Origin of the sequence: Microtetraspora fusca, from assembly GCF_001570365.1 — a bacterium.
Taxonomy (GTDB): Bacteria; Actinomycetota; Actinomycetes; order Streptosporangiales; family Streptosporangiaceae; genus Microtetraspora; species Microtetraspora fusca.
The window spans coordinates 93,637-118,893 of record NZ_BBYK01000049.1 but is presented as its reverse complement, the minus strand read 5'-3'; the positions used below and the strand labels follow the sequence as shown (position 1 = coordinate 118,893).

The 25,257-nt window shown below is 71.6% G+C and carries 25 protein-coding genes; 6 read left to right on the top strand and 19 right to left on the bottom strand.

What is annotated here, in order from left to right:
- Positions 1 to 24 precede the first annotated feature (24 nt).
- The 8 genes from AWQ68_RS19455 to AWQ68_RS19420 form a co-directional block, all read right to left on the bottom strand.
- Positions 25 to 417 (bottom strand): hypothetical protein, encoded by a 393-nt coding sequence (locus AWQ68_RS19455; RefSeq protein ID WP_245655991.1) that lies wholly within the window; start codon positions 415 to 417, stop codon positions 25 to 27.
- Between the two features lie 111 nt (positions 418 to 528).
- The gene (locus AWQ68_RS19450; RefSeq protein WP_066942284.1) at positions 529 to 2,166 is read right to left on the bottom strand and encodes a hypothetical protein; all 1,638 of its coding nucleotides are present in this window, start codon (positions 2,164 to 2,166) and stop codon (positions 529 to 531) included.
- On the bottom strand, positions 2,163 to 3,098 hold the full coding sequence (locus AWQ68_RS19445; protein ID WP_066942283.1) for an ATP-binding cassette domain-containing protein: 936 nt from the start codon (positions 3,096 to 3,098) through the stop codon (positions 2,163 to 2,165). Before AWQ68_RS19445 ends, AWQ68_RS19450 begins: the two co-directional genes overlap by 4 nt.
- A 104-nt stretch (positions 3,099 to 3,202) precedes the next feature.
- The gene (locus AWQ68_RS19440) at positions 3,203 to 3,616 is read right to left on the bottom strand and encodes a hypothetical protein (protein ID WP_157545477.1); all 414 of its coding nucleotides are present in this window, start codon (positions 3,614 to 3,616) and stop codon (positions 3,203 to 3,205) included.
- A gap of 176 nt (positions 3,617 to 3,792) precedes the next feature.
- Entirely contained in the window at positions 3,793 to 5,130 is a 1,338-nt protein-coding gene (locus AWQ68_RS19435) for a sensor histidine kinase (protein ID WP_218006933.1), read from the bottom strand.
- Between the two features lie 105 nt (positions 5,131 to 5,235).
- Entirely contained in the window at positions 5,236 to 6,615 is a 1,380-nt protein-coding gene (gene tnpB / locus AWQ68_RS19430; protein WP_066942282.1) for an IS607 family element RNA-guided endonuclease TnpB, read from the bottom strand.
- Complete coding sequence (locus AWQ68_RS19425) at positions 6,612 to 7,196, bottom strand: IS607 family transposase (protein WP_066942281.1); 585 nt, start codon at positions 7,194 to 7,196, stop codon at positions 6,612 to 6,614. The genes tnpB and AWQ68_RS19425 overlap by 4 nt, the downstream gene beginning before the upstream one ends.
- A 41-nt stretch (positions 7,197 to 7,237) precedes the next feature.
- Positions 7,238 to 7,891 (bottom strand): response regulator transcription factor, encoded by a 654-nt coding sequence (locus tag AWQ68_RS19420; protein WP_066942280.1) that lies wholly within the window; start codon positions 7,889 to 7,891, stop codon positions 7,238 to 7,240.
- Between the two features lie 165 nt (positions 7,892 to 8,056).
- On the opposite strand from AWQ68_RS19420, the gene AWQ68_RS19415 reads away from it, so the two are divergent.
- Positions 8,057 to 9,460, top strand: coding sequence for an amino acid permease (locus AWQ68_RS19415; RefSeq protein ID WP_245655990.1), 1,404 nt, complete (start codon positions 8,057 to 8,059; stop codon positions 9,458 to 9,460).
- 151 nt (positions 9,461 to 9,611) lie between these two features.
- On the opposite strand, the gene AWQ68_RS19410 is transcribed toward AWQ68_RS19415, so the two are convergent.
- A complete protein-coding gene (locus AWQ68_RS19410) occupies positions 9,612 to 10,259 on the bottom strand; it encodes an NAD(P)-dependent oxidoreductase (protein WP_066942278.1) in 648 nt (215 codons plus the stop codon).
- Positions 10,260 to 10,361: 102 nt separating this feature from the next.
- Between AWQ68_RS19410 and AWQ68_RS19405 the strand changes: the two genes are divergently transcribed.
- Positions 10,362 to 10,733: a winged helix-turn-helix transcriptional regulator gene (locus AWQ68_RS19405; RefSeq protein WP_066942370.1), complete on the top strand. Its 372-nt coding sequence runs from the start codon at positions 10,362 to 10,364 to the stop codon at positions 10,731 to 10,733.
- A gap of 52 nt (positions 10,734 to 10,785) precedes the next feature.
- On the opposite strand, the gene AWQ68_RS19400 is transcribed toward AWQ68_RS19405, so the two are convergent.
- Positions 10,786 to 11,223 (bottom strand): NUDIX hydrolase, encoded by a 438-nt coding sequence (locus AWQ68_RS19400; protein ID WP_066942277.1) that lies wholly within the window; start codon positions 11,221 to 11,223, stop codon positions 10,786 to 10,788.
- A gap of 300 nt (positions 11,224 to 11,523) precedes the next feature.
- Between AWQ68_RS19400 and AWQ68_RS19395 the strand changes: the two genes are divergently transcribed.
- Positions 11,524 to 12,468: a GNAT family N-acetyltransferase gene (locus AWQ68_RS19395; RefSeq protein ID WP_373281533.1), complete on the top strand. Its 945-nt coding sequence runs from the start codon at positions 11,524 to 11,526 to the stop codon at positions 12,466 to 12,468.
- A gap of 172 nt (positions 12,469 to 12,640) precedes the next feature.
- Here the strand turns inward: AWQ68_RS19395 and AWQ68_RS19390 are convergent, their stop codons facing one another.
- Positions 12,641 to 13,729: a hypothetical protein gene (locus AWQ68_RS19390; protein WP_066942276.1), complete on the bottom strand. Its 1,089-nt coding sequence runs from the start codon at positions 13,727 to 13,729 to the stop codon at positions 12,641 to 12,643.
- A gap of 244 nt (positions 13,730 to 13,973) precedes the next feature.
- The gene (locus tag AWQ68_RS19385) at positions 13,974 to 14,543 is read right to left on the bottom strand and encodes a PadR family transcriptional regulator (RefSeq protein WP_245655989.1); all 570 of its coding nucleotides are present in this window, start codon (positions 14,541 to 14,543) and stop codon (positions 13,974 to 13,976) included.
- A gap of 54 nt (positions 14,544 to 14,597) precedes the next feature.
- On the opposite strand from AWQ68_RS19385, the gene AWQ68_RS19380 reads away from it, so the two are divergent.
- Positions 14,598 to 15,776: an FAD-dependent oxidoreductase gene (locus tag AWQ68_RS19380; RefSeq protein WP_066942274.1), complete on the top strand. Its 1,179-nt coding sequence runs from the start codon at positions 14,598 to 14,600 to the stop codon at positions 15,774 to 15,776.
- A 113-nt stretch (positions 15,777 to 15,889) separates the two neighbouring features.
- On the top strand, positions 15,890 to 16,384 hold the full coding sequence (locus AWQ68_RS19375; protein ID WP_066942273.1) for an SRPBCC family protein: 495 nt from the start codon (positions 15,890 to 15,892) through the stop codon (positions 16,382 to 16,384).
- 122 nt (positions 16,385 to 16,506) lie between these two features.
- Here the strand turns inward: AWQ68_RS19375 and AWQ68_RS19370 are convergent, their stop codons facing one another.
- From AWQ68_RS19370 to AWQ68_RS19350, 5 genes are all read right to left on the bottom strand, one after another.
- Positions 16,507 to 17,796, bottom strand: a complete 1,290-nt coding sequence (locus AWQ68_RS19370) for an RNA polymerase sigma factor (RefSeq protein ID WP_066942368.1) — start codon at positions 17,794 to 17,796, stop codon at positions 16,507 to 16,509.
- Positions 17,797 to 17,895: 99 nt separating this feature from the next.
- Positions 17,896 to 18,261, bottom strand: a complete 366-nt coding sequence (locus AWQ68_RS19365; RefSeq protein WP_245655988.1) for a YciI family protein — start codon at positions 18,259 to 18,261, stop codon at positions 17,896 to 17,898.
- 204 nt (positions 18,262 to 18,465) lie between these two features.
- Positions 18,466 to 19,317 carry a M23 family metallopeptidase gene (locus tag AWQ68_RS19360; protein WP_245655987.1) on the bottom strand — a complete coding sequence of 284 codons (852 nt, stop codon included), beginning with the start codon at positions 19,315 to 19,317 and terminating at the stop codon, positions 18,466 to 18,468.
- A 165-nt stretch (positions 19,318 to 19,482) separates the two neighbouring features.
- On the bottom strand, positions 19,483 to 20,682 hold the full coding sequence (locus AWQ68_RS19355; protein WP_245655986.1) for an FAD-dependent monooxygenase: 1,200 nt from the start codon (positions 20,680 to 20,682) through the stop codon (positions 19,483 to 19,485).
- Between the two features lie 124 nt (positions 20,683 to 20,806).
- A complete protein-coding gene (locus AWQ68_RS19350) occupies positions 20,807 to 23,884 on the bottom strand; it encodes an AfsR/SARP family transcriptional regulator (protein ID WP_066942270.1) in 3,078 nt (1,025 codons plus the stop codon).
- A gap of 183 nt (positions 23,885 to 24,067) precedes the next feature.
- Here AWQ68_RS19350 and AWQ68_RS19345 point away from each other — a divergent pair, with 183 nt between their 5' ends.
- On the top strand, positions 24,068 to 24,514 hold the full coding sequence (locus tag AWQ68_RS19345) for a protein-tyrosine phosphatase family protein (protein ID WP_066942269.1): 447 nt from the start codon (positions 24,068 to 24,070) through the stop codon (positions 24,512 to 24,514).
- A gap of 114 nt (positions 24,515 to 24,628) precedes the next feature.
- On the opposite strand, the gene AWQ68_RS19340 is transcribed toward AWQ68_RS19345, so the two are convergent.
- Positions 24,629 to 24,997 carry a type II toxin-antitoxin system death-on-curing family toxin gene (locus tag AWQ68_RS19340; protein WP_066942268.1) on the bottom strand — a complete coding sequence of 123 codons (369 nt, stop codon included), beginning with the start codon at positions 24,995 to 24,997 and terminating at the stop codon, positions 24,629 to 24,631.
- A complete protein-coding gene (locus tag AWQ68_RS42570; RefSeq protein WP_157545473.1) occupies positions 24,994 to 25,140 on the bottom strand; it encodes a hypothetical protein in 147 nt (48 codons plus the stop codon). Before AWQ68_RS42570 ends, AWQ68_RS19340 begins: the two co-directional genes overlap by 4 nt.
- Positions 25,141 to 25,257 lie beyond the last annotated feature (117 nt).

Genomic DNA, 25,257 nt, shown 5'->3' with positions numbered 1-25,257 from the left:
CAGACATGACCCAGGCGGATCGGGTCAGTTCCAGCGCTTCCCGTAGAAGGCGTAGCACTCCACCTCGGCCCGCCGGAAGGTGAGACCGCTCTTCACGGACTCCCGTACGCACGCCCTCTGGCGGGGGCTGAGCGTCAGCCTGCCGCACACGGTGACGCTGGAGTATGTCCGGCAGTCGAGGTTGGGGTTGGCCGCTCCGATGGTGTAGGTCCGCCGGACCTTGGCGCGGCACTTCTGCCGGGCGGCCTTCGTGTCGGCGTACCTGCACTGGTTGATGAGGATCCGATATTGACCGCGGCTGACCTGTTCCTTGCCGCCGGTGCCCCCGCCGGTCACGCCGTCCATCGCGTATCCGGCCCCGGTCGTCGCGAACACTGCCAGGGCGGCGGTCGCCGCAACGCAGATGATCTTATTCATAGCGTCCCCCCAGTGCTACATAACGTTACATTCCGCCCATAAGGTGCGACCAGGTGGGATGTCTGATGTGCCCTGGCCGTGCCGAGTGAAACCGGAGGTCCATGTCGCCGCTCAGCGCGTCGCGTGCCGTGCCGTACGGACCGCGAGGGCGACGCCGACCAGCAGCAAGGCGACGGCGGCGACGGCGAGCGCCGACAGGCCGGCGGGCGAGCCGCCGGAACGGACCACGCCCATGTAGTCCACAGCAGCCACCCCGTTGACGGCCAGGTACCACACGACCAGGTAGACAACCTGGAACACCCGGTGCGTACGGCAGGCCACGCCGAGCGCCAGCGCCAGCGACGGGACCAGGATCGCCCCGCCCGTCCAGGCCCCGACACCGGGCCAGTCGGCGGCGACCGCCATCCGGACCAGCGGCGCGACCCCGGTCACGGCCGTGAACACGACCCCGGCCGCCCACTCCGCCAGGAGCCCCCTCGACGGCGTGGGGTAGGCGCCGAGGAGCCCGTCCAGACCGTGCTCGACCCGCTGGGTGCCGAGCCGGGACCAGATCAGGACCGGCCAGATCCAGGCGACCGGGAGCAGCATCGTCGGCTCCGGCGTGACGAACCCGGCCACCGTCACCGCCGCCGCGGCGAGCCACCACCAGCGCGAGACCCCCTGGGCGAGGATGCGCAGCTCGCCCGCGAGGAGCCGCCAGAACGGGAACGCCCGCCCCCGGCGCGCGGCGCTCGCCGGAACGCCGCCGAACAGGGCGGGCACCTGCGGCTCGGCGGCCGCCGGTCCCGCCGCTCCGTGCGCGCTCCCCGCCGCCTGCGCGCCCTCGGCCGCGGCCGCCGCTCCGTGCGCGCTCCCCGCCTGTACCCCCTCCGCCGGCGCACCGAGCAGGCGGCGTGCCGGGTCGAACCGGCCGAACCACAGTGCGGGCAGCAGCGCGAGGGCGAGCGCCAGCACGAAGAAGAGCAGCCGGCCGCCCAGGAAGGCGCCGTCCGGGGTGAACCCGTCCCAGCGGAAGGTGCGCAGCGGCTCGTCCACCATGGTCAGTCCGAGGCTGAAGTCCCGGCTACGTACGCTGATCCCCTGGTCGGCCATGGCGACGCGCATGGAGTCGGCCGCCTGCCGCACCCCGAAGCCGCCGAGAGGGGCGTGGGGGCCCTGCCCCGCCATCATGAACGCCATGGAGACGCCGAACCAGACGACGTTCCCCACACCGCTCCGCAGCAGCGGCACGGTCTCGAACAGCACCGCGGCCGCCGCCGTCAGCGCCAGCGGAGGCAGCGTCATCACCGCGAACGGCACCAGCAGCGCCACCGGGTCGACGGCGAAGGACTCGCCCCGCGCGAGCTGCATGAGCGGGGCCGTCAGCGCGAGGACGCCCGCCATCGAGGCGAGCACCAGGAAGTTGCTGAGGAACTTCCCCAGCAGGTACGCCGGCGTGCTCAGCGACGTGGCGGCGAGGAGCCGGCCCACACCGGTGCGCTCGTCCCGGCCGATCGCGTCGCGTACCACGTAGAACCCGCCGGTCGTGAGCCACAGGGCTCCGGCGAGGGCGGTGGCCGTCCCGATCCAGGCGCTGGTGTAGACACCGCGGTAGCCCCCGACGTCGAGGATCGTCCAGTGGGACGCGGCGCTCGGGACGGCCAGGCACGCCAGGCCGACCGCCGCGAGCAGGGTCGCCGCGTACGCGGGACGCCGTACCCGCTCGCGGAAGTCGGCGACGGCCAGCGCGATCAGGGCCCGCGCGTTCATCGGCCCGCTCCGGCGCCGGCCTGTCGCAGGGACTGCCCGGCGGACCCGTTGACGACGGCCAGATACACGTCCTCCAGGTCGGGCGTCACCCGTACGGCGCCGCCTCCCGGCGGCGTGGCGGACAGGAGCCGGAGGCGGACGCCGTCCGCGGTCCGGACCGTCCGGCTGATCACGTAGCGCTCCCGCAGGGCGGCGACCTCGGCCGGTCCGGCGACCGTCTCCCAGACCTGGCCGTCCACCTCGCGGAGGAGCTCCTCCGGGGCGCCACGCCGCAGGAGCCGTCCCCGCGCCACGATCGCGATGTCGGACGCCACCGACTCGATGTCGGACACGATGTGCGTGGACAGCAGCACCACCCGGTCCTCCGCCAGGTCGCTGAGCAGGGTGCGGAACCGCACCCGCTCCTCGGGGTCCAGCCCCGCCGTCGGCTCGTCCACGATCAGCACCTTGGGGTCGGCCAGCAGGGCCTGCGCGATGCCGACCCGGCGCAGCATGCCGCCGGAGTACTTGCCCAGCGGCCTGCGCCCCGCCTCGGTGAGGTTGACGAGTTCGAGCAGCTCCTCGATGCGGCGGCGCGCCGAGCGGGCCGACAGCCCCTTCACGGCGGCGAGATAGGAGAGGAACTCCCGGGCGGACAGGTGGGGGTAGACGCCGAAGTCCTGCGGCAGGTAGCCCAGGACCTCACGAAGCGCGTTCGGCCGGGACACCACGTCGGTCCCGTCGAAGAGGATCTTTCCGCTGGTCGGGCGGGTGACGGTCGCCGCGATGCGCATCAGCGACGACTTCCCCGCTCCGTTCGGGCCGAGGAGGCCGAGCAGCCCCGCGCCGAGACGCAGCGACACCGCGTCCACGGCCCGTTTCCCGCCCTTGTAGACCTTGGTGACGTGCTCCAGTTCGAGCGTCGGCGTCCCCTGAAGTGGTGTTCGATTCATCGTGTTCTGGCGCGCGACCCCACGGCGTCGGCCTCTTGCCTGGGGAGACGCGCTTCCATGCCTTCCGCAGATTGTTCGTGGAATGGTGGTCTGGTGCCGGGCTTTCAGCCCGCCGCGGGCGTGCCGCCCGTGTCCGGGGACGGCGTGGCGCTCCCGACGAGCTTCGTCTTACGCCCGTCGCGCAGGACCCGGACATGGCGCGGCACCTCCACCCGGAACCGAGCCTCGCAGTTCGCCCACCCGTTGCACCCCGCCTGCAGGTTGAGCGTGTTCCCGTCGAGGGACCAGCTCGACTTCGGGTTGGTTCCCTTCACGTCGAACCACATGGTGACCTTGACGTCGTCCCTGTCCGCCACGACCAGGTCCGTCGGGTTCTCGTGCGCTCGCACGTCCAGCGTCGTGCCGCTGAACGGGAAGGTCGTGGACCGGGGCGTGGCCTTCGACGCGTCCGCGCAGCCGCCGAGGGCCGTCGCGGCCGCGAAAAGCATCAGAACGGACATCGCCGTCTTCCGCGTCATCATCGGGTCCTCCGGATCGAATGGGCGTCCGGAGCAGGATCGGCCCTCACCGGCGGCCACGGCATCTGCCGTTCGGCAGATATCGGCCGATCTCTTCCTGGCGTGTATGGGCGTGGGGGCCTGGTTCAGGGCCGCGCCCAGGCCCAGGGGTACCGTCACGGTCTCGCGCGCCCGGCTCAGGACCGCGCCGCGGCTCCCGCGCCCTCCAGGACCGGCAGAACCGCCGTGACCTTCCACCCCTGCTCGTGGCGGCCGGTGCGCAGGGTGCCCCCAAGCGCCTCGACCCGCTCGGCCAGGCCGATCAGCCCGGTGCCGCCGCCCTGCCGCCCGCTCCCCGACAGCCCGGACGGCCGGCCCTCCCCGCCGTCCGGTCTCCTCCGGCCGGTACGGCCCCGGCCGCCGTCGTCCACGACGGACACCTCCAGAGCGGGACCGGCGGCGCGGGCGACCGCGACCACCACCCGGCTCGCCGAGGACGCGTGCCGCCGCACGTTGGTCAGCGCCTCAAGGACGACGGCGTACGCGGTGCTCTCGATCTCGCGCGGCAGCGGATCAGCCGGGACGCCGTCCGTGTCCCCGGGCATGTGGATCTCGGCCGGGATCCCTCCGGTGGCGGAGAAGCGGCCGACGAGGTCCGGAAGGTCGGCCAGGCCGTACAGGCGGGTCGGCGGCGGCTCCGCGGCCGCGCGCTCGTCCGGGTCGCGCAGCGCGCCGACCATGTGGTCCATCGACGCGAGCGCCCGCAGCCCGGCCTCCTCGACGCGGAGGGCGAAGGCCCGCGCCTGCTCCTGGTCGAGGTCGCCGAACTGCGCGGCCTGGGCCTCCAGCACGATGCCGGTGACCTCGTGCGCGACGAAGTCGTGCAGGTCGCGGGCCACTTCGAGCCGCTGGGCGCGCCTCGCCCGCGCCACCGCGCGTACCCTCCGGTCGTCCTGGATCCTGAGGTACAGCGCGACGCCCGCCACGCAGGCCATGGACAAGAACGCCAGAAGGCACCCGGCGACCGACGCGTCCAGCGAGGGGCGAGGCATCCGGAGCGTGAGCCGCAGGGGCAGCTCCACCGCCGCCGCGACGGCCAGCGCCGTCCCGATCACCGCGGCCTGCGCGCCCGGCAGCCGCCGGATCACCCGTCCCAGGAGGAGCAGCACCGCGCCCAGCTCGATCGGCAGCCACAGCCCGACGAGCTGATGCCGTCCCTGATAGAGGAAGGCGACGGCGAAGGAGACCGCCGCGACGACGCTCGCCGCCGTGGCGAGGCCGACCCGCCGATACGGCCGGCGCGTCAGCGCGACCGCCGTGGCCAGGGTGGCCGAGAACGCGACGACGAGCCCGCTCGGAGGAGCGAGGACGGCCGGGATCGGCACCATCGCGACGACCAGGGCGCACAACACGTCGCGGAACCGGAACCTTCTCGCGCGTCCCGCGCCGCCCGGCGGGAGCGGCTCCGCGCCGTTCCCCTTTCGCGCCGGCCCCCTCCGCACCAGCCCCCTTCGCACCGGCCCCCTTCGCACCATGGCCACGAGCGTACGCAGCCCCGCCGGTCCCCCGGTTCCGGCCGCGTTCGGGTCAGAGCGCGCGGGCATACCGTTACCTGAAATGTGATCGAGTGTGAGCACAGGTCAGGCAGCCGTGGCCTTGCGGCCCGGCATTCCCCGCATCGGGGGTTCCCGCTTCACGGCCGACCGCCCACCAATGGTGGGTCTTACACCGACTCCACCGGGACGGCGGTTGCCGTCCCGCCCGGTCTCCCGGGGGGCGTTTTCCGTCTCCCCGCAACTCTGGGCGACGTCGGCCGCGAGGGCGGCCAGGTTACGTGCGGCGTTCTCGTCCCGATCCATGACCAGGGGACATTCGTCGCAGTCGAAGACTCGGACGTGCAGCGGCAGCTTGGCTTTCACCGCGCCGCATGCCGAGCAGGTCTTGGAGGAGGGGAACCAGCGGTCGGCCACGATCAGCCTGCCGCTGTTCCAGGTGGTCTTGTAGGTGAACTGCCGCCGCACCTCGGCCATGCCGGTGTCGGCTATGACGCGGGCCAGCGAGCGGTTGGCGAGCATCCCGGACACGTTGAGGTCTTCGACCACGACCGTGCCGTACGTGCCAGCCAGGGCAGTGGTGAGTTTGTGCAGGCCGTCACGCCGCTGGCCGGCCACCCGCGCGTGTGCCTTGCCCAGGGCGGCCTTGGTCTTGTGCCAGCGGGCCGACGCATCCCGCTTTCCCCCGCCGGGTGTGCGGGGACCATGGCGTCGGGCGAGTTCCTTGTTGAGTTTGCGGAGTTTCCGCAAGGCCGCCCGGTGGTGTTTCGGGTTGGGGACCACCTCGCCGGTGGACAGTACCGCGAGGTTCTTCACCCCAAGGTCCACGCCAACCACGGCGTCAGAGCGTGCAGGGGAACGGTCGGCCCGGTCGATCTCGCAGGTGAAGGACACGAACCACCGGCCGCCCTCGTACCGGACGGTGACCGCCATGATCCGGCCCGTGCCACGCTCCAGGTGCCGGGCGAGTTTCCGGGTCGACTCAGCCGTGCGGATCGTGCCCAGCCGGGGCAGGGTGACGTGGCGGCGGTCGGCCTCCAGGCGGATGGTCCCGGTGGTGAACCGGCACGACAAGGCGGCCCGGTGCTTGGACTTGAAGCGGGGGAAGCCGATCGGCTTGCCCGCCCGCTTGCCCTTGCAGGAGGCGGCCCAGTTCTTCAGCGCCCGCGCCAGGCCGTCCAGCCCGGTGTTGTACGCCTCCTTGGAGTTCTCAGCCCACCACGGCGCAACCTGGCCCTTGGCGGTGTTCCACGCCCGGCGTAAGGCGTACAGGTTCCACGGCGCCTCGGTCAGCAGTTCGCTGGGGATGCCGTAGGACTGCTCGGCTGCCCGCTGATCGAGTGCGGCCTTGACCAATCCCAGACCCCAGTTGAACGCGAACCGCGCCGCACCACAGTGCGACGCAAGCGCTTCCACCTGGGATGGCGCGGGATCGAGCGCGTACCGGTACGCCTGAACGACCTTCACGAGCCGTCCCCGCCGGGGTCGGCCTTCGTGGCGGTGACTGCTCGAAGTGCCCGGTTGCGCGCCCCGCGCCGCCCATACAAACGTGCGCACATCGACGTCAACACCTCGATCATGTCGCGCACCAAGTCATCGGCGGTCTCGCCGGGGTCGGCCACGACCAGGCGGCGGCCCTGGGCAGACAGGGCGGCCTCCACGTACTCCACGCCGAAGCGGGCCAGCCGGTCGCGGTGCTCCACGACGATTACCTGGATGGACGCATCCGACAGGAGCCGCATCAGCTTGGGCCGCCGCCCGTTCAGTCCGGAGCCGACCTCGGACACCGATGCCGTCACGGACAGCCCAGCGCTGGTGGCGAAGGAGGTCAGGAGGGCGATCTGCCGGTCCAGGTCGCCGCGCTGATCGTGAGAAGACACCCGCGCATACAGTGCGGCCCCGCCCGAGTCCGCCACAACCGGGCCGTCCACGACGATCGTGCCGGTGGGCAGACGACGGGCCGGGACAGGCATCTTGCCTTCCCGGAACCACCGGTAAGCGGTCTGCGGGTGAATACCCTGCGACCGCGCCCACTCAGCGAGCTTCACGCACTCATTAAAACGTACGTTCGCTCACATTCGCTCATGTTTTAGCGAGCAGTTCTTATCCCCATCTCCCAGGCCCGTACGGCGATGCCGACCCGGTTCCGCACGCCGAGCTTGCGCTGGATGCTCGCGACGTGGGTCTTGACCGTGCCGGGCGAGATGAACAGCTCGGCGGCGATGTCGGCGTTGGTCTTGCCCTCGGCCACCTGGCCGGCGATCTCGATCTCGCGCTCGGTCAGCGGCTCGGGCAGCGGCGCGTGCCGGGGGCCGGAGCCGGTGACGTGCTTCAGCAGCCGCACGGTGACGGAGGGGCTGATCAGGCTGTCCCCGGCCACCGCCGCCCGGACCGCCTCGATGAGGAGCGCCGGTCCCGACCGCTTGAGCAGGAAGCCGGAAGCGCCGTACTGCAAGGCCGGGTAGACGTACTCGTCCAGATCGAACGTCGTCACCACCACCACCTTGACCGGGGACGCGACGTCGGGACCGGCGAGCAGGCGGGTCACCTCCAGCCCGTCCATCCGCGGCATCCGGATGTCGACCAGCGCCACGTCCGGCTGGAACCGCCGGGCCATCTCCACCGCGGTCACGCCGTCGGCCGCCTCGCAGACGACCTCGATGTCCGGCTGGCTCTCCAGGATGCGGCGCAGGCCGCGCCGTACCATCTCCTGGTCGTCGGCGATCAAGACTCGTATGGCCATCCGCTCATTCTGGCCGGTCCCGCCACCGCGCGCGGCGGCCGAGCCGTACGAGGGGACACGCGGGGGAACGTCCGGCACCGCCGCGACCACGGGTGGAAGCATCGGACGGGTCTGTGATCACCGCTCGGGGGATGCGCTATGGGGAGGCTCCGGCCCGGAACGGGCGTGCTGCGTCGCAAACCGATCGAACTCGTCGACGAGACGCCGGGTGAGGAGTCGGTCCGGCTCACCAAGGTGCTCGGGCTGTGGCAACTCACCGCGATCGGCGTGGGCGGCATCATCGGCGCGGGCATCTTCACGCTCGCGGGCACCGTCGCGAACGGGACGGCCGGGCCGGCCGTCGTGGTGTCCTTCCTGATCGCCGGGGTTGCGAGCGCGGCCGCCGCCTTCTCCTACGCCGAGTTCGCCGGGCTGGTGCCGAAGGCCGGGTCGGCCTACACGTACGGATATGTCGCCCTCGGCGAGCTTCCGGGCTGGTTCATCGGCTGGGACCTGCTGCTGGAGTACACGGCGATCGTCGCGGTCGTGGCGATCGGGATCTCGGGCTACCTGTCGTTCCTGCTCGGTAACGTGGGCGTGCACCTGCCCGCGTGGATGCTGGGCGCCCCAGGGACGGGTGAGGGGCACCGGGTGGACCTGTTCGCCGCCGCCCTCTGCCTGCTGATCGCCTACCTGCTGACCCTCGGGATCAGGAACGCGGCGCGGTTCGAGACCGTCGTCGTAGTGGTGAAGGTCGCGGTGGTGCTGCTCGTCATCGTCGTCGGCTTCTTCCACGTGGACGCCGCCAACTACACGCCGTTCTTCCCGTACGGCGTGGGCGGGGCGGTGACAGGCGCGGCGACGGTCTTCTTCGCCGTGTTCGGCTACGACGCCATGAGCACGGCCGCGGAGGAGTCCAGAGACGCCATGCGGCACATGCCCCGGGCGATCGTCTATTCGCTCGGCATCGCGATGGTGCTGTATGTCCTGGCCTGCCTGGTGCTGACCGGGATGCAGCGCTACACGGAGATCGATCCGAGGAGCGGCTTCTCCTCGGCGTTCCAGTCGGCGGGCCTGCACCGGCTCGCCGACGTCATCGCGGCCGGGGCGATCATCGGCATTCTGACCGTGATGTTCACGTTCATGCTCGGCGTCACCCGGGTGTGGTTCGCGATGAGCCGGGATGGTCTGCTGCCCCGCTGGTTCGCCAGGACGCACCCGACCCGGCACGTGCCCACCCGGGTGACCTGGCTGGTCGGCGCCGGTTCCGCCGTCATCGCGGGGCTCGTGCCGATCGGCGAGGCCGCCGAGCTCACCAACATCGGGATCCTGCTGGCCTTCGTGGTCGTGTGCGTCGCGGTGATCGTCCTGCGCTACCGGCGACCGGATCTGCCGCGCACCTTCCACTGTCCGGGGATGCCCGTGGTGCCAGCGCTCGGCGCCCTCTTCTCCCTTTGGTTGATCACGTATCTGGGCGTGACAACGTGGGCCCGGTTCGGGGTCTGGTTCCTGATCGGGCTGGCCATCTATTTCGGCTATTCGTACCGGCATTCGGCCCTGGCCACCACCAGCGAGTCCGGCCCGCCCTGACCTCCGCCCCCTGCCGGAGAGCGAACCTGCACAACCGGCCCATCGCCCCCACGCGCTCGTACGGGAGAGCGGAGCGGGCGGGAGCGAGGACCGGAGCTTCCGGACGGCGCAGCGAACCCCCAACCCGCGCGCCCAGACCCACGCGCCGACGTCAGTCCTGCTCGACGCCCAGGTGCGTACGGTGGTGCTTCGGGGTGTCGATCTCGTCGAGCAGCGCGATCGCGAAGTCGGCGTAGGAGATGCGGCTGTCCATGTCCGCCGGGGCGATGCGATAGCGCCCGGTGCGCCCGCCGCCGTGGTCGAAGTCGCCGGACGGGCTGATCACCAGCCAGTCCACGGGCGTGTCCGCGGAGCGCAGGGCGTCCGTCCCCGCGCCGTGCCCCAGGCAGAAGTCGCGGTACTCCTGCGGATAACCGGGCGTGTCCATCAGGCGCACGCCGGAGGAGGTCTCCAGGACGGAGGCGAGGCCGACCGACAGCAGCCGCGCCACGCCCGCGCGGGCCAGGCCGTCGAGCAGGGCGCGCGTGGCGGCGGGGAAGAAGACGTCCGACGGGGTGGCCAGATCGGCGGCGGCGTTGACGACGGCGTCGTGTCCCGCGGCGAGCCGTGCGACGCCGTCCGCGTCGGTGACGTCGCCCGCGACGAGTGTCACACCGTCCCACAGCCCGTCGTCCGCCTGGTCGCGGTGCTTGGCCGGGTCGCGGACGACGGCGGTGACGTCGTGACCGCGTCGGCGAGCCTCGTGGACCGCCGCCCGGCCGGCCCTTCCGCCCGCGCCGAAAATGATGATTTTGCCCATCCGAATCACCTCGTCCGTGGAGGCCGGATCGGATCTCCGGCCGCTGCGCGGACGCTATCCGGTGACGTGGTTACCACCGGGATACCGGTTAGCGTGGGGACCGTGCGAGAGCCCCTCGATCCGGACATGTTCGATCCGGTCTGCCCCTCCGATCTCACGCCGATCCGCTTCGGCGACAAGTGGTACGGCATGATCGTCCGCTGCCTCGAACACGGGCCGCGGCGCTTCTCCGAGCTGCGGGTCCCCCTGCGCGGCATCTCCGCGAAAGTGCTCACGCGGACGCTCCGCGCCCTCGAACGGGACGGCATGGTCGTCCGCACCGAACATCCCGGGCCGGTGCGGCAGGTCGAGTACGAGCTGACCCCGCTCGGCCGCAGCCTCCTCGAACCGATCGCGGCCGCCTGCGCCTGGGCCGAGGAGCACTGGGAGGAGCTGCTCGACGCCCGCGAGGCCGCCGTCGGCCCTCCACGGTGACGCCGACCGCCCGCGGCCAGGGCGTCCCCGGCACCAGGGCGGCGGCCCCGGATCACCCGGCGAGCAGACCCGATCGGACGAGCAGCGGGACGACCTGGTTGCGGATCGCCGGGGCGAGCAGCGGCGCGTACCGGTCGGAGCCGCTCGTCCAGCCGAGCGCGGCCAGTTCGGCGGCGGCCCGGGGAGCCCGGTCGATCCCGGCGGTGAAGACGATCAGCCGCATGGGCACGCCCTCAAGCACCGCCACGTCCTGCACCTGGGCCAGCGGGGCGAGCTCGGTGGGCGTGACGCCGAGCTCCTCGTCGAGCTCTCGGATCAGCGCCTCCTCCGCGCTTTCGCCCGGCTCCGGCTTGCCGCCGGGCAGGTAGAAGACCTCCGGGGCGGCCTTCTTGCTGACGATGAGAAGGCGGCCCTCTTCGATGATCGCCGCCGCCGACACGACGATGCCCCGTGCCGGGTTCCCGGCGACGCTGTCCGTTTCCTGCCACACGACGCGCCATCTTCTCAGACGGCGCCGATGGGGACAGAACAGCGGGATCCGGCCGGTGCGAGCGGCAGGGGTGGAGGCGCCGGTGGAGGGATTGGAGGGCCGCGGACGGAAAACGGGTTGCCCGGGCGTACAGGGAGCGGATAGAACTGCTGCCGGTTCTCCGGCCGGCGACCACCGGCCCCGCTGACGAGAGGAGGGATAAGCCGATGCGTGCCATGACCATCGTGCCGGTCCCTTCCCTGGACACGGCCGCGCGCTGACCCAGGGGCGACCCGGCACACCTCACCGAGGGAACGTGCCGTGATTCACAACGACCTGACCATGCGCCCGATCAACGGGCGTGAGGAACTCGACCTCTTCACCCGCCTCTCGTACGTCTTCGACCACGAGCTGGCCGACGACCTGCACGCCGGCCGCCGCCGACCGGAGTGGATGTGGATGGCCCTGCGGGGCGACCGCCTTCTCGCCAGGCTCGCCTGGTGGTCCCGGGGCGCGGGTGAGCCGCCGTTCATGCTGGACGTCTTCGACCTCGACGACACGCTGCCCGAAGCCGAGCGCCTCGACCTCGGGGTCCGGCTGCTGGAGACCGCCACGGCCGCGGTCATGCCGCCGGGCGCCCCACAAGCGGAGTACAGCCGGTTCGTCCCGCCCGCCTGGCGCGACGACGAGACCACCCGCCGCGCCGTCGAGAGTCGCATGACCGTCCTCGAACGGACCGGCGCCCGGCTGCTCGTCGAACGGCTGCGCCTCGAATGGCGACCGGGGACGCCGATCCCCGAACCGAGCGGGCGGCTCCGGTTCCGGCCGGTGCACGGCCGGGACGAGCTCGTCGAGCTGATGACCCACGTCCTGGAGGGCACTCTCGACGCGCACAGTCACGCCGACCTGGCGCGGATGACCCCCGCCCAGGCGGCGGCCGCGCAGTACGACGACGAGATGGCGCGGTACAGGAGCCCGCGAGAGTGGTGGCAGACGGCGACCACGCCCGACGACGATCCCGTGGGCTTCGTCATCCCGGCTCGGAACAGCTACAACGCGATCATCGCCTACATCGGCGTGCTGCCCGCGTACCGGGGAAACGGCCACATCGACGATCTGCTCGCCGAGGGCACGCGGATCCTCGCCGCGCACGACGTCCCGCGGATCCGCGCGTCCACGGACCTCGCAAACGTCCCGATGGCACGGGCCTTCGAGCGGGCCGGATACGTCAACTTCGAACGTGAGATCAACATGACCTGGAGCTGACCCCCGTCCGGGCTGGGCCGGACCGTCGCGTTCGTCCCGGTCCGGCCGGTCCGGTGAAAGTGCGGGTGACGAGGAGTCGGAACTGACAGCCTCCGGCTCCGGCGCACCGCTCTTGAGGCGGCGGCGGGCGGCGAGGATTCCGAGCAGTGTCATGTCCAGCGCCGCCGGCGGTTCAGCCGCCACCTCCGGGCCTTCCGATGGAGATCTCGCTCCGGAAACTCACGCCTGGAGCGTTGAGCGGGAAATCGCGGATGCGATGCGATTTCCCGGTGCGCACGTCGACCGCGTAGAAACCGAAGGACCCGGCTCCCTCTGGGGCCTCGGCCTTGACGACGTATTCGTGGTCGTCGAGCCAGCCGTATCCGTAAGGGGTGTTCTCCTCCGACAGCAGGCGCAGCGGATGTCTTTCCATGACTCGCCCGGTGCGGGCGTCGTGGACGACGAGGACGTTCTTTTCGCTCGTATCCTCACTCCGGATCTCGACGATCACCCGGCCGTCCGGAGAAAGGCCGTCGGCGGCGTAGTCGCCCGTCCATTCCCCGAGGACTTTCCCCTGTTTGTCGATCAGGGTGACGATGTCCTCATCCGGGTCGTCCCGCTCGACTGGCGAACACCCGAGAACGCCCATCGCCTGCCTGCTCATCCCGATGACGCCGCAGAATCCCTGGATGGTGGTCGTACGACCCGAAGACGTTTCCGTGAGCATGACGCGGGAATTGGGCTCGCCGAAGGCGACGGCGAAATAGCCGCCGTCCGGAGACACGTGCAGGCTCCGGAAATCGCCGAGCGCCCGCGCGTCCAGTTTCGGGGAAAGGTCGAGCAGCCGCGCGTCCGGCAGGTCCCACCCCACGAACCGACGGCGCGTCTTGCTGAAATAGGCCAGGTGGTGTCCGTCCGGGCTGACCAGGAGCGGCAACGGGCGCCCTCGGCCGTCCTCCACCTGAGTCATGCTCACCGCGTCGAAGAAGTCGACGTCTTCCCAACAGGTCCCGTCGTCGCCGCACCCGCCGCCACCGTTCAGCCCAGAATCCCGTCGCCCCTCGCCCTCCTTGAACACGGAGCGCAGGTGCCATTCGGCGCACATCACCGGTTCGGCGTCCTCGTCGTCCGCCTGCGGGAACGGGTCGCATGACGCGTCCGCCGGCACGTACGCGTACTGGATGGGCGGGTCGAAAGGGCGGGGCCTCCATTCGATGGCCACCCGAGTTTTGGACGCAAGGACCGAACTCAGGCCGACCACCAGCAGGGTGCCGAGAACCATATACGGAAGCCACATGAGAAGGACGCGCCACCGTATCGATCCCCTGGCTCCGGACGGGTGAGCCGGCTCGTCCGGAGTGATTCCCTGCTCTTCCGCCGCCCCGTCCATTTTCTCTCCGCGAATTCTCACCGGCACGCCGGAGGCCACCGTAAGCGAGGGCCGTCACGGCGGGATAACGCAAAACGGCACGGGCGAAATGCGCCGCGGAAGACGAGCGGTCGGAATACGACGCCGAGAAGAGGGATCAGAGGCGGAAATCCCAGTCGATCCGGCCGGCGCGCAGCTCGTCGATGAGGCCGCGTATGTACTCGAGTTCGGCCGCGAGCACGCACCGCTGGTATTCGGTCTCCACGAGGAAGACCCGCTTCAGGAACTTCCCTACCACCTCCATCTCGGCGTCCGCCGCGTCGAGCCGTTGCTCAAGGGCGGCGACGCGCTCCCGCAGCGCGGCCTCGACCTCGTCGGGCGTGAGGACGGGCAGGAAGGCGAGCGCGGCGGGGAACTCGGGGAACTCCCGGGCTGGGGTGGAGAGCATGGTCCGCATCCACTCGCGCAGGGTCTCCCGGCCCGCGTCCGTGGGCTCGTAGACCGTGCGCTCGGGGCGGTTCTCCTCACGTGAGGTCTCCCGTACCGCGATGAGTCCGGCCCGGAGCAGCCGGTCGATGGTCTGGTAGACGCTGTTGCGCTGCGCGACGTTGACCACGTCGTCCTTGTGGCGTTCCTTGATCATCTGCTGCATGCGGTACGCGTGCATCGGCTCTTCACAGACCAGGGAGAGCAGCGCCATGGCCAGGGGAGACCGCCTCGTCGACATGCCGGACATCGTATCGGTCTGGCGGCAGCTAGTCATGTTATGTATATTCAAACCATGACTAAGGCACTCATCATCGGCGGCGGCATCGCGGGCCCGGTCACGGCCATGGCCCTGCGGCAGGCGGGCATCGACAGCGACGTCTTCGAGGCGTACGACCACGGCTCCGACGGCGTCGGCGCCTTCCTCACCCTCGCGGTCAACGGGCTGGAGGCCCTGCGGGTCCTCGACCTGCACGACCTCGTCTGCGACCTCGGCATGGACTCCCCGCGGATGCGGATGAGCAACAGGCGCGGGAAGGAGCTGGCCACCATCCGGCAGCCCGCCCGCACGCTCAAGCGCGCCGACCTCTACCGGGCGCTACGCGACGAGGCCGTACAGCGCGGCGTGCGCATCCACTACGGCAAGCGCCTCGTCGACGCGCAGATGACTCGGGACGGCGTGCGCGCCGTCTTCGCCGACGGGAGCACGGCCGAGGGCGATCTCCTGATCGGCGCCGACGGCCTGCGGTCGCGCACCCGCGCGATCATCGATCCCGACGCCCCGCGCGCCCGGCACGTCGGGCTGCTGAACACCGGCGGCTTCGCGAGCGGCGTCACGGTGCCGGGCGAGCCGGGAACGAACCACTTCATCTTCGGGAAGAAGTGCTTCTTCGGTTACCTGATCCACCCCAACGGAGAAGTGTGGTGGTTCGCCAACCCGCCGAGCCCCAAGGAGCCGACCCGGGAGGAGCTCGCGGCGATCACGCCGGCACAGTGGCGCGCCCGGCTGAGGTCGCTGTTCTCGGACGACGTCGGTCCGATGCTCGACATCATCGACGCCACCGAGCACATCATCAGCGGCTGGAACACCTACGACTTCCCGACCGTGCCGAAGTGGTTCAACGATCGCATGGTGATCGTCGGCGACGCCGCGCACGCGACCTCGCCGTCGTCCGGCCAGGGCGCCTCCATGGCGATCGAGGACGCGGTGGTGCTGGCCAAGTGCCTGCGGGACGTCCGCGAACTCCCCGCCGCGTTCGCCGCCTTCGAGGGGCTGCGGCGGGAGCGGGTCGAGCGCATCGTGGCCCAAGGCAAGCGAAACGGGGACGGCAAGGCGCCCGGAGCGTTCGGCGCGGTCGTCCGCGACCTCGTCCTTCCGGCGATCATGCGGCAGGTGGACAAGAAGAACGCGCTGGCCTGGATGCACGACTACCGGATCTCCTGGGACGACCGCGTCCCCACCCCGTCCCGGTGACGACCACCAAATCGAGAGCGCTGGAGTAAATAGAGAGCACTGCTCTTGACGAGATCGGCCAGAAGAGAGAGCATTGCTCTCGCAACGTAACGCTGATCCAGAAGGAGTTCGCCATGGCGAGCACGCTGTTCTACTCGGGCCCGGCGCTGACGGTCCTGCACGACGAGTACGCCCGCCACGGCCGCATCGACCCGAACGCCCAGCTCGTCTCCTCGTCCAGCGTCGTCGTGGACGCTCCCGTGGAGCGGGTGTGGGCGGTGATGGCCGATCTCGCCACCTGGTCGCGGTGGGTCTCGAACCTGGAGATCATCGAACTCTCCGACGTCCGGCCCGGGGCTCCCTTCCGGTGGAAGCTCAACGGCGTCACGCTGCGGTCGCGCTTCGCCGTCGTGGCCCCGGAACGGGAGCTGACCTGGACGGGCACGTTCTTCGGCTACAAGGCGGTGGACCGGCACGTCCTGGAGCCGCTGGACGGCGGGCGGACCAGGGTCACGGTCGAGGAGTCGCTCGCCGGCCCGCTCCTGCCGCTCTTCTACAGCGAGCGCAAGCTCCGGGCCAACCACGAACGCTGGCTCACCGAGTTGAAGGCCGCCGTCGAGAAGCCGTAGCACCACTCGGCGGCGTGTCACGGGCGGGTCCGGGGCTGCTTGGATGGCGGGGTGCCGCACCTGCTGGTCGTGAGCTACACGGGCTCCGAGGAAGACGCCGCTCCCCTTCGTCGCCGCGCTCGCTACCGCCTCCCCGTGCCTTCTTGGGCTCCCCGCTCGCGGAGGGCGGCCACGCGGGCGGTGAAGAGCGCACGCTCCTGCTCGTTGCGGGTCAGCCCGACCGCGCGCTCGAACTCCTCGCCCGCCTCGTCGAGGCGGCCCAGCCTCTCCAGCAGATCACCCCGTACGGCCGGCAGCTGCGGATAGTTCGCGAGCGCCCGTTCCGTCACCAGCCGGTCCGCGATCTCCAGGCCGCGTTCCGGGCCGTACGCCATGCTCACCGCGACCGCGCGGTTCAGCTCGACGACGGGCGAGGGCGCGACGTGGGCCAGCAGCCGATAGAGCGCGGCTATCCGCTCCCAGTCGGTGTCCTCGGGGGACAGCGCGCGGGCGTGACAGGCCGCGATCGCCGCCTGCAGCCCGTACGGCCCGAGCCTCCCGAGCGCCTCGGCGCGGCCGAGCGCCTCCAGCCCCCGGCGGATGAGCAGCCGGTCCCACAGGCGCCGGTCCTGGTCGAGCAGGGTGACGGCCGCGCCGTCCGGACCGATCCGCGCGGCGGCGCGGGACGCCTGGATCTCCATCAGGGCGACGAGGCCGTGCACCTCGGCCTCGTCCGGCATGAGTCCGGCCAGGACGCGGCCGAGGCGCAGCGCCTCCTCGCAGAGCGACGTGCGCATCCAGTCGGCGCCAGCGGTCGGCGAGTAGCCCTCGTTGAAGATGAGATAGACGACCTCCAGGACGGACGAGAGCCGCTCGGCCAGCTCGTCCGGCGCGGGCATCTCGATCTTCACCCGCCGGTCCGCGAGGGTGCGCTTGGCGCGGACGATCCGCTGCGCGACGGTCGGCTCGGGCACGAGGAAGGCGCGGGCGATCTCCTCGGTGGTCAGGCCGCCGAGCAGCCGGAGGGTGAGCGCGAGGCGCCCCTCGGTCGAGAGCACGGGATGGCAGGCCGTGAAGAGCAGCCGCAGCAGGTCGTCGCCGATGTGATCGTCGAGCGCGTCGTCCAGCTCTGCCTCGGCCGCCTCCTGCCGGATCTCCATGTCCCGGCCGAGCTCCACGAGCTTCTGGTCGTACCGGGACCGGCGGCGGAGCAGGTCGATGGCACGGTGCTTGGCGGTCAGCATGAGCCACCCGCCCGGATTATCCGGAACGCCGGACTCCGGCCACCGCTCCAAAGCGGCGACCAGGGCGTCCTGCGCCAGCTCCTCGGCCAGCCCGACATCGCCGACCATCCGGGCCAGCCCCGCGATCACCCGGGCGGACTCGATCCGCCAGACCGCCTCTATCGCCTGCCGGGGGTCGCCACCTGTCATGACGACCGATTCAAGCACAGCACCTCGTCGCCACCCAGGCGGCTTCTTCTCATGACATGTCGTCACAAGGTCCGTCTGGGCGGCGAACGGCGCCGGCCGTCAGGCGCCGGGGGCGAAGTCCTCCGGGCCGAAGACGCGCCAGATGTCGGCCTCACCCTCCCAGCCGTCCCACAGGTCGCGGTGGAGCTTCAGGAAGCGCGAGGTCCACTCGATCGCCTCCTCCTTCGACCTGACCTGGTACAGGGCGTAGCTGATCAGCTCCTTCGCCTCGGCGAACGGGCCGTCCGTGACGCTCAGCTTCCCTCCGACGAGCTCGACCCGCGCGCCCTCGGCGCTCGGCGCCAGCCCGTTCGTGTCCAGGAGGGCGCCGGCCGCGGTCGCCTCCTGCCCCAGCGCGGTGATGGCCTCCATCAGCTCGGCGGGCGGCGGGGTGGTGGGCTTGGCGGTGGCCTTAAGAGTGATCATGTACCGCATCGCGGGGTCCCTTCTCGGTGAGGTGTCGTGCGCCGGATCTCTCCGGCCCTTCGACTACGCATCGAACGGAGGGCGGCCGATTCGACACGGCGGCCACACTTTTTTCAAGATTTTTCCGCCGGCCATTCTCCCAGGTCAGGACGTCACACGAGCCGGGCGCGCGGCGCACGCGGGGCCGCGCGCCCGGGGGCGGCGTCAGCCGCAGTGCTCGAACGAGCTCTCGTACCGGGCGGACCCGATCGAGCCGCCCCACTTCACGCAGGTGCGGGCCGCCGCGGCGCGCAGCGGTCCGGCGTAGTACTGGTAGCTCCCGGAGTCGCTCTGCCGGCTCTTGCCCTTGACCTCCAGGAAGGCGCTGACGTTGTCCCTGCCCGTGCCGCCGGCGCGCAGGGTGACGACGCAGTTCTTTCCGGTCGCCGCGGAGTACATCAGGACGACGCGGCCGTACGACGCCAACGACGCGGAGTCGATCTCCTTGAAGCCCGCGCCGCACACCTTGCCCGCACTGTACGGGTTCGGGCTGCCGGCGGGCTTGGGCGGCGGGGACGGCTTGGAGGGGGTGGAGGAGCCACCGCAGTTGTTGGACTTCACCTTCTGACCGGGGTACTTGAAGGTGACACCGTTGAAGACGGCCGGGACGATGGCCCCGGACGACGAACGCTGCTCGTAGTGGAGGTGGGCCGCGACCTTGTACTTGGCCGAGCTCTTGCCCACCGCGCCGATCTTCTGCCCCTGCGCCACGGTCGCCCCCTGCGCGACCGAGCGCGTGTTCAGGTGCGCGTAGAGGGTCGCGCTGCCGTCCGAGTGCCGGATCTTGATCAGGTTCCCGTAGCCGTTGCCGGTCTGGTACGCGGAGACCTCGACGGTGCCGGCCGCCGCCGCCACGACGGTCCTTCCGAGGTCGCCGTCCCCGTCGTTCGCACTGCCGTTGAAATCGATCTCGTTGCCGGTGTGCGCGTAGCTGCCGCTGCTGCCCACCCAGGTCTCCCCGCAGGGGAAGGGCAACTGGAAGTTGGGAGCGGCGGCGCGAGCCGCCGCGCTCGCCACCCCGGAACTCCCCAAAGCCACCATCGCACCGCAAACACCGACCGTAATGATCTTCATTCGCATAACGGGTAAGGCTGCCATTCCGCCGCCAACCCGTCCAGATCATTCGACGGATGTTCAGCCACTCCACAGCCCTCCGTCGTCCCGCGGCCCCTGAACCGGCGGTCATCGGCGGACAAGCGCGCGATAGTCCTTGAGCGTGATGTCGGTGGCGTACTTGTCGGTCATCTTCATCATCAGCGAGAACAGGACGCCGGACCGGAAGAGCCGGTTCCGCATCCGGATCCCGCGCCGGGTGCGCGGTGCGAGAAAGCGGCCCGCGTTACCGTTCTTGGCGATCTTCGCGTAGTCGCGGAACCCCTCCTCATAGCGCCGGAAGGCGACCTGGTGATTTCCACCCGCCTCGGCCAACTCGCCGGCCAGCACGTACGCGCCGACCATGGCGAGCCCGGTGCCGAAGCCGCCCAGCGTGTTGCCGTACGCGGAGTCTCCGAGCAGCACCACGCGGCCCTTGGAGTAGTGGTCGATCCGGACCTGGCTGATCGAGTCGAGGTAGACGTCGTCCGCGTGCCGGACCGCTTCCATGATCTCGGACGTCCGCCACCCCATCCCGGCGTAGGCGTCCCGCAGGATCCGCTTCATCTCCTTGGCGTCGTAGCGGTCGTAGTCCAGACCCGGCGAGGCGAAGGCGAAGAAGGCGGCCGCCGCGGGACCGCCGGTGGAGACCAGCCGGCCGGGCTCGTTGTACATCGTCGGCATCGACCCGAAATCTCCCTGTACGTCGACGAGGCCGTAGTAGTAGCCGAGGAAGTGGACATAGTCCGACTCGGGGCCGAACACCAGGCGGCGGACGTTGGAGTGGATGCCGTCCGCGCCCACGACCAGGTCGAAGGTACGCGGCGCGCCGCGCTCGAACGTCACGTGCACCCCGCCCGCCGTCTCGGTGATCGAGGTGATGGAGTCGCCGAAGACGTACTCGCAGCCGGCGGCGACCGTCCTTTCGTACAGCAGCCGGGACAGCTCGCCGCGCCGGATCTCCAGCTCACCGCCGGTGAACTCGCCGGGCATCACCGCCAGCCTGCGACCGTTCGCGTCAACGATCTCCTGGTCGGTGCCGCCGGTCTGCAACCGCCGTACATCCTCCAGGATGCCCATCCGCTCCAGCACGGTCAGGTGGGTCTCGCCCTTGAAGTCGACAGCCTGGCCGCCGAGACGCAGCGCGGGGGCCTTCTCGACCACGGTCACCGTGAAGCCGTAACGGATGAGCCAGTGGGCCAGCGCCGGACCGGCGATGCTCGCGCCGGAGATCAGGATGTGGGTGTTCGTCAGGCCGTTCGTCCCGGCCACGCGGTTCGTGAAGTTCATGCGTTCAGCGTCGCCGGGAGCGCTGACAGGCCATGGACACTCCGCTGACAGCCCGGGACCGCCGCCGTCAGCGCTCCGCGCGTGAACCGCCGCCGTCAGCGTTCCGCGCGTACGGCGGGCCGGGTCAGCCGAGAGCCGCCCACACCCTGGCGCGGTCGAGCGCGGCCCCACGCGCGTACACCGCCGCGAACGCCTCCGCGCCGATCGCCTCCGTGGCCCGCGCCGCGACCCCGGCCACGTCGGGGTCGCCCGTGACGGCCGTGCCGCGCAGCGCCGTACCGGCTCCGAGCAGGAACGCGGCGCGCTCCGCCGCGCCCTCGAGCAGGGCGAGCCCGGCCTGCCCCTCCACGACGTCCGCGAGGTCCGTCGCCGGAACCGCGGACGCGAGGGCGAACGCCTCGCCGTGCCGGAGCCGCGCCTCGGCGAGGTCGCCCTCGGCCTGGGCCAGCCATCCCAGCGCGGTGAGCGTGCATATCCGCGTGGTGTCGCCCACGTAGGTGCCGGGAACGACGCCGTCCAACGCCTCCATATAGCGGGCGCGCGCCTCGGCGTGATCGCCGCGCAGCCGGGCGAGGTCGCCCCAGCCCAGCGCGACCAGGGCCGGCCGATGGGAGCGGCCCGCCTGGCGGGCCAGCTCGGCGGCGCGCCGCAGGTCGGCGGCCGCTCCGTCCGCGTCACCCTCGCGAAGCACGGTGCCCGCCCGCCGGCAGAGCACGTCCACCATCTCCTCCAGCGCGCCGAGCTGCTCGTGCAGATCGAGGGCGCCGGCCCACATCTCCCGGGCTCGCGCCCGGTCGCCTCTCCAACTGGAGATCGTCCCCAGCCACTCGAACCCCTGCGCCATCCCCCAGCGCTCGCCGGCGGCCTGGAAGCCCGCCAGGCTCGCCGCGAGCAGCCGCTCGGCCTCGGCCACCTCGCCTCCGAGCAGGCTCATCGTCCCCTGGCCCAGCAGCACGACCGCCCGGCCCCACGGGTCGGAGCCGAACTGCCGGGTCCGGACCGACCCCGGTTCCGGCGGCCCGGCCACCATCCCCCACATGACCGCCGCGAACGGATGCCGCAGTTCGTGCCCGAGCGACCCTATGATCTCGGCGGCCCGCGCCCACTGCTCGGGCAACACGTCCGGCACGACGGCGAGCACGCAGAGGACGTACTCCTCCTCCAGGCCCGGCGGTGGTTCCGCCGCCGCGCCGCCGAGCCGTACCAGCAGGTCGAGGGCGGACGCCGTCGCCTGCCCGCGCCGCCCGCTCAGCCACCGGTACGCCGACAGGGCCGCGATCAGCCGCAGCGCCGTCTCCGGATCCGCGGGTACGGCATGGCGCAACGCGGCGTCGAAGTTGCTGTGCTCGGCGGAGAGCCGGGCCAGCCAGTCGAGCTGCTCGGCCCGCCGCAGCCAGGGGTCGGCGCGCCGTGCCAGGTCGAGGAAGTACGCGGCGTGGGCGTCGCGCAGCCGCCGCTCCTCCCCCGCCTCCGCCAGCCGTTCCGCGCAGAACAGCCGAATCGTGTCGAGCATTCGGTAGCGGCCGCCGCTCGCCTCGACGAGGGACTTGTCCACCAGGTCGGCCAGCACCTCGGCGGGCCCGCAGATCCGCTCCACCGCCTCCAGTGACGCGCCGCCCGAGAACACGGAGAAACGCCGGGCCATCGCCCGCTCGTCGGCGCTGAGCAGGCTCCAGCTCCACTCCACCACCGCGTGCAGCGTCCGGTGGCGTTCGGACGCGGTGCGGTCGCCGCGCGACAGCAGCGCGAACCTGCCGTGCTCGCCCAGCCGCGCGGCGATCTCCGCCACCGTGAACGAGCGGACCCGCGCCGCGGCCAGCTCGATGGCGAGCGGCAGCCCCTCCAGAGCCGCGCAGATCTCGACGACCTCGGGCGTCATCGTGAAGCCCGGCCGTACGGCGGCGGCCCGGTCGGCGAACAGCCGTACGGCGGGGTAGGCCGCGGCCCGGTCGAGGTCCGCCTCCGGCGGAGCCACGGCCAACGGCGTCAGCGGAACGAGTGTCTCGCCGGTGAGCCCGAGCGGCTCGCGGCTGGTGGCCAGGACGGCGAGCCCCGGGCAGTCGTCGAGCAGGCGGCGGACCAGGACGGCGGCCGCGGCGATCACGTGCTCGCAGTTGTCCAGGACGATCAGGAGCTCGCGCTCCGCGAGCGCGGCGGCGATCCGGTCGGCGGCGTCGAGGCGCTCGGCGTCGGGCGACCGCAGCCCCGTCTCCCGCAGGCCGAGGGCACCCAGGACGGCCTGCGGGACCTGGCCGCCGTCGTCGAGCGGCGACAGATCGACGAACCGGACGTCCCCGCCCCGGCGGCGGGCCGTCTCGATCGCCAGCCTGGTCTTGCCCGCGCCTCCGGGACCGGTCAGCGTGATCAGCCGGGCGTCCCGGAGCCCGCCGAGCCGCTCCAGCTCCGCCACCCGGCCGACGAAGCTGGTGAGCTGTGCGGGCAACCCGCGGCCCGCCGCCCGCTCCGGGCGCTGCTCGGCTCCCCGCAGGATCGCCAGGTGGATCTCGGCCAGCTCGGGCGAGGGGTCGGCCCCGAGCTCGTCGGCGAGCAGCCGCCTGGCCTCCTCGTACACGGCCAGCGCCGCCGCCTGCTGCCCCGACGCGTGCAGCGCCCGCATGAGCTGTCCGCGCAGCCGCTCACGCAGCGGGTACGCGGCCACGATCTCCCGCAGCTCGGCCGTCGAGGTGCCCTCGGGAAGGGCCAGCTCGGCCTCGACGAGGTCTTCCCGCGCCTCCAGCCGCGCCTCCTCAAGGCGGGTCACCCGCGGTGGCGCGAAGGGGGCGTCGCCCACGTCGGCCAGCGCGGGGCCCCGCCACAGCGCCAGCGCCTCCCTGAGCGACTTCGCCGCGCGTTCGTGGTGACCGGCGGCCAGAAGCCGGCGTCCTTCGCGGGCGAGCCGCTCGAAGCGGTGGGCGTCCACGTCCTCGGGATCGACGGCGAGCCGGTAGCCCCCGCCGTGGAACTCGATCAGCCCGGACGGCAGAGCGCGCCGGAGCCGGGAGACGTGCGCCTGGATCGCGTTGGCCGCGCCCGCGGGCGGGTCGTCACCGTACTGACCGTCGATCAGCCGGTCGATCCCGACCGGCCGCCCCGCGTCGAGCAGCAGCATCGCCAGAAGCGCGCGCGGCCGCGACCCGCCGACGGAGACCGGTTCCCCTTCGGCCGTCCGAACCCGTAGCGGCCCAAGGATGCCAAACTGCACAACGCCGATTCTGACGCATTCCACCCGTTTCCCGGCGAACGGCTTCCCCCTCGGCCCCCTTCACGGGCCCACCTTCCCGCGGGCCGCCGGGGCCGCGGGGCCGAACTCCTGGCGGCCGCGAGGAATCGCTGCATCTGCCGATATGTCAGGACGGACGGAAGCGGGCGGACTACGCTCCCGTTCGTGAGCGCTACATGGGACTCCGCGGCGGCAGGTGTGCTACGGCTTCCCTCGGGACGACTTGTTCGCGGCCGGGGGCTCCGCCGCTCACTTCCGGACGGTCCGACACCCGACTTCGCCCTCTACTTGCTGGGCCATGAGCCGCCTCCGGTGACCTGGGAGACCCGCTGGCTGCGCTGGCCGGACTTCTGGCTGCCGTCCGACCGTACGGAGACCGCCAAGGCGCTGCGCGAGGCATGGGAGCGGGCCGAGACCGAGCGCGTCGAGATCGCCTGCGCGGGCGGCCACGGGCGCACCGGCACGGCGCTGGCGTGCCTCGCCGTACTCGACGGCGTGCCCAACGGCGAGGCGGTCGCCTACGTGCGGGCGCACTACGCGCCACGCGCGGTGGAGACTCCGTGGCAACGCCGCTTCGTCACCCGCTTCCACGCCCGGCCCGGCGGGGCTTGATCCCCCGAGCCTTACCGTCCCCGCCCGGACCGTGACCGCGCAGGATGACGTGACTCCGTGCCGGCGGCTTCGCCGGGCTCGAGCGACGCGACGATGCCGGTCGAGAGTCACACGTCAGAGGGCACGCAGGCGGCGGGCGAGGTCGGGGATGTCGTCCAGCTCGCCTTTGGCCAGCGCTATGACCAGGTCCTCCGCCACATCCACGTCGTGGTACTCCAGGATCTCCCCGTTGTCCTCCAGAAAGGCGACGGCGGACGCCCAGCCGAGCCGCTTGTTGCCGTCGACCAAGGGGTGGCCCAGGACGATGCCATGCATGAGCGCGGCGGCCTTCTCCCACAGGTCCGGGTAGGCGTCCTCGCGCAGCACCGACGTCCGCGGCCGCAGCACGGCCGCGTCCAGAAGACCGCCCTCACGAATCTCGACGGCGGGCAGCACGACTCCCGCCAGGGCGAGGATGTCCGCCGTCGCCGGAAAGGCGGTCACCGCGCGAGCCGATCGAGCAGTTCCCCGTCGCGCCGGGCGATCTTTCGGCCCATGGCCGCGTAGCGTTCACGCCGCCGCCGTGCCACGTACTCCTCCCCCATGCAGGGCGACAACTGGTGGGCCGAGAATCCTCCATCGCTCACGCAGCACGCGTAACCCACGCAAATGTCCGCGGCCGGGCGCTCGTCCGGGGTCGGCGCCGGCTCGATGCTGGCGGCAGCGCGGCTGGACCATCCCGGCGCGCGATGCCGGCGGGGTTG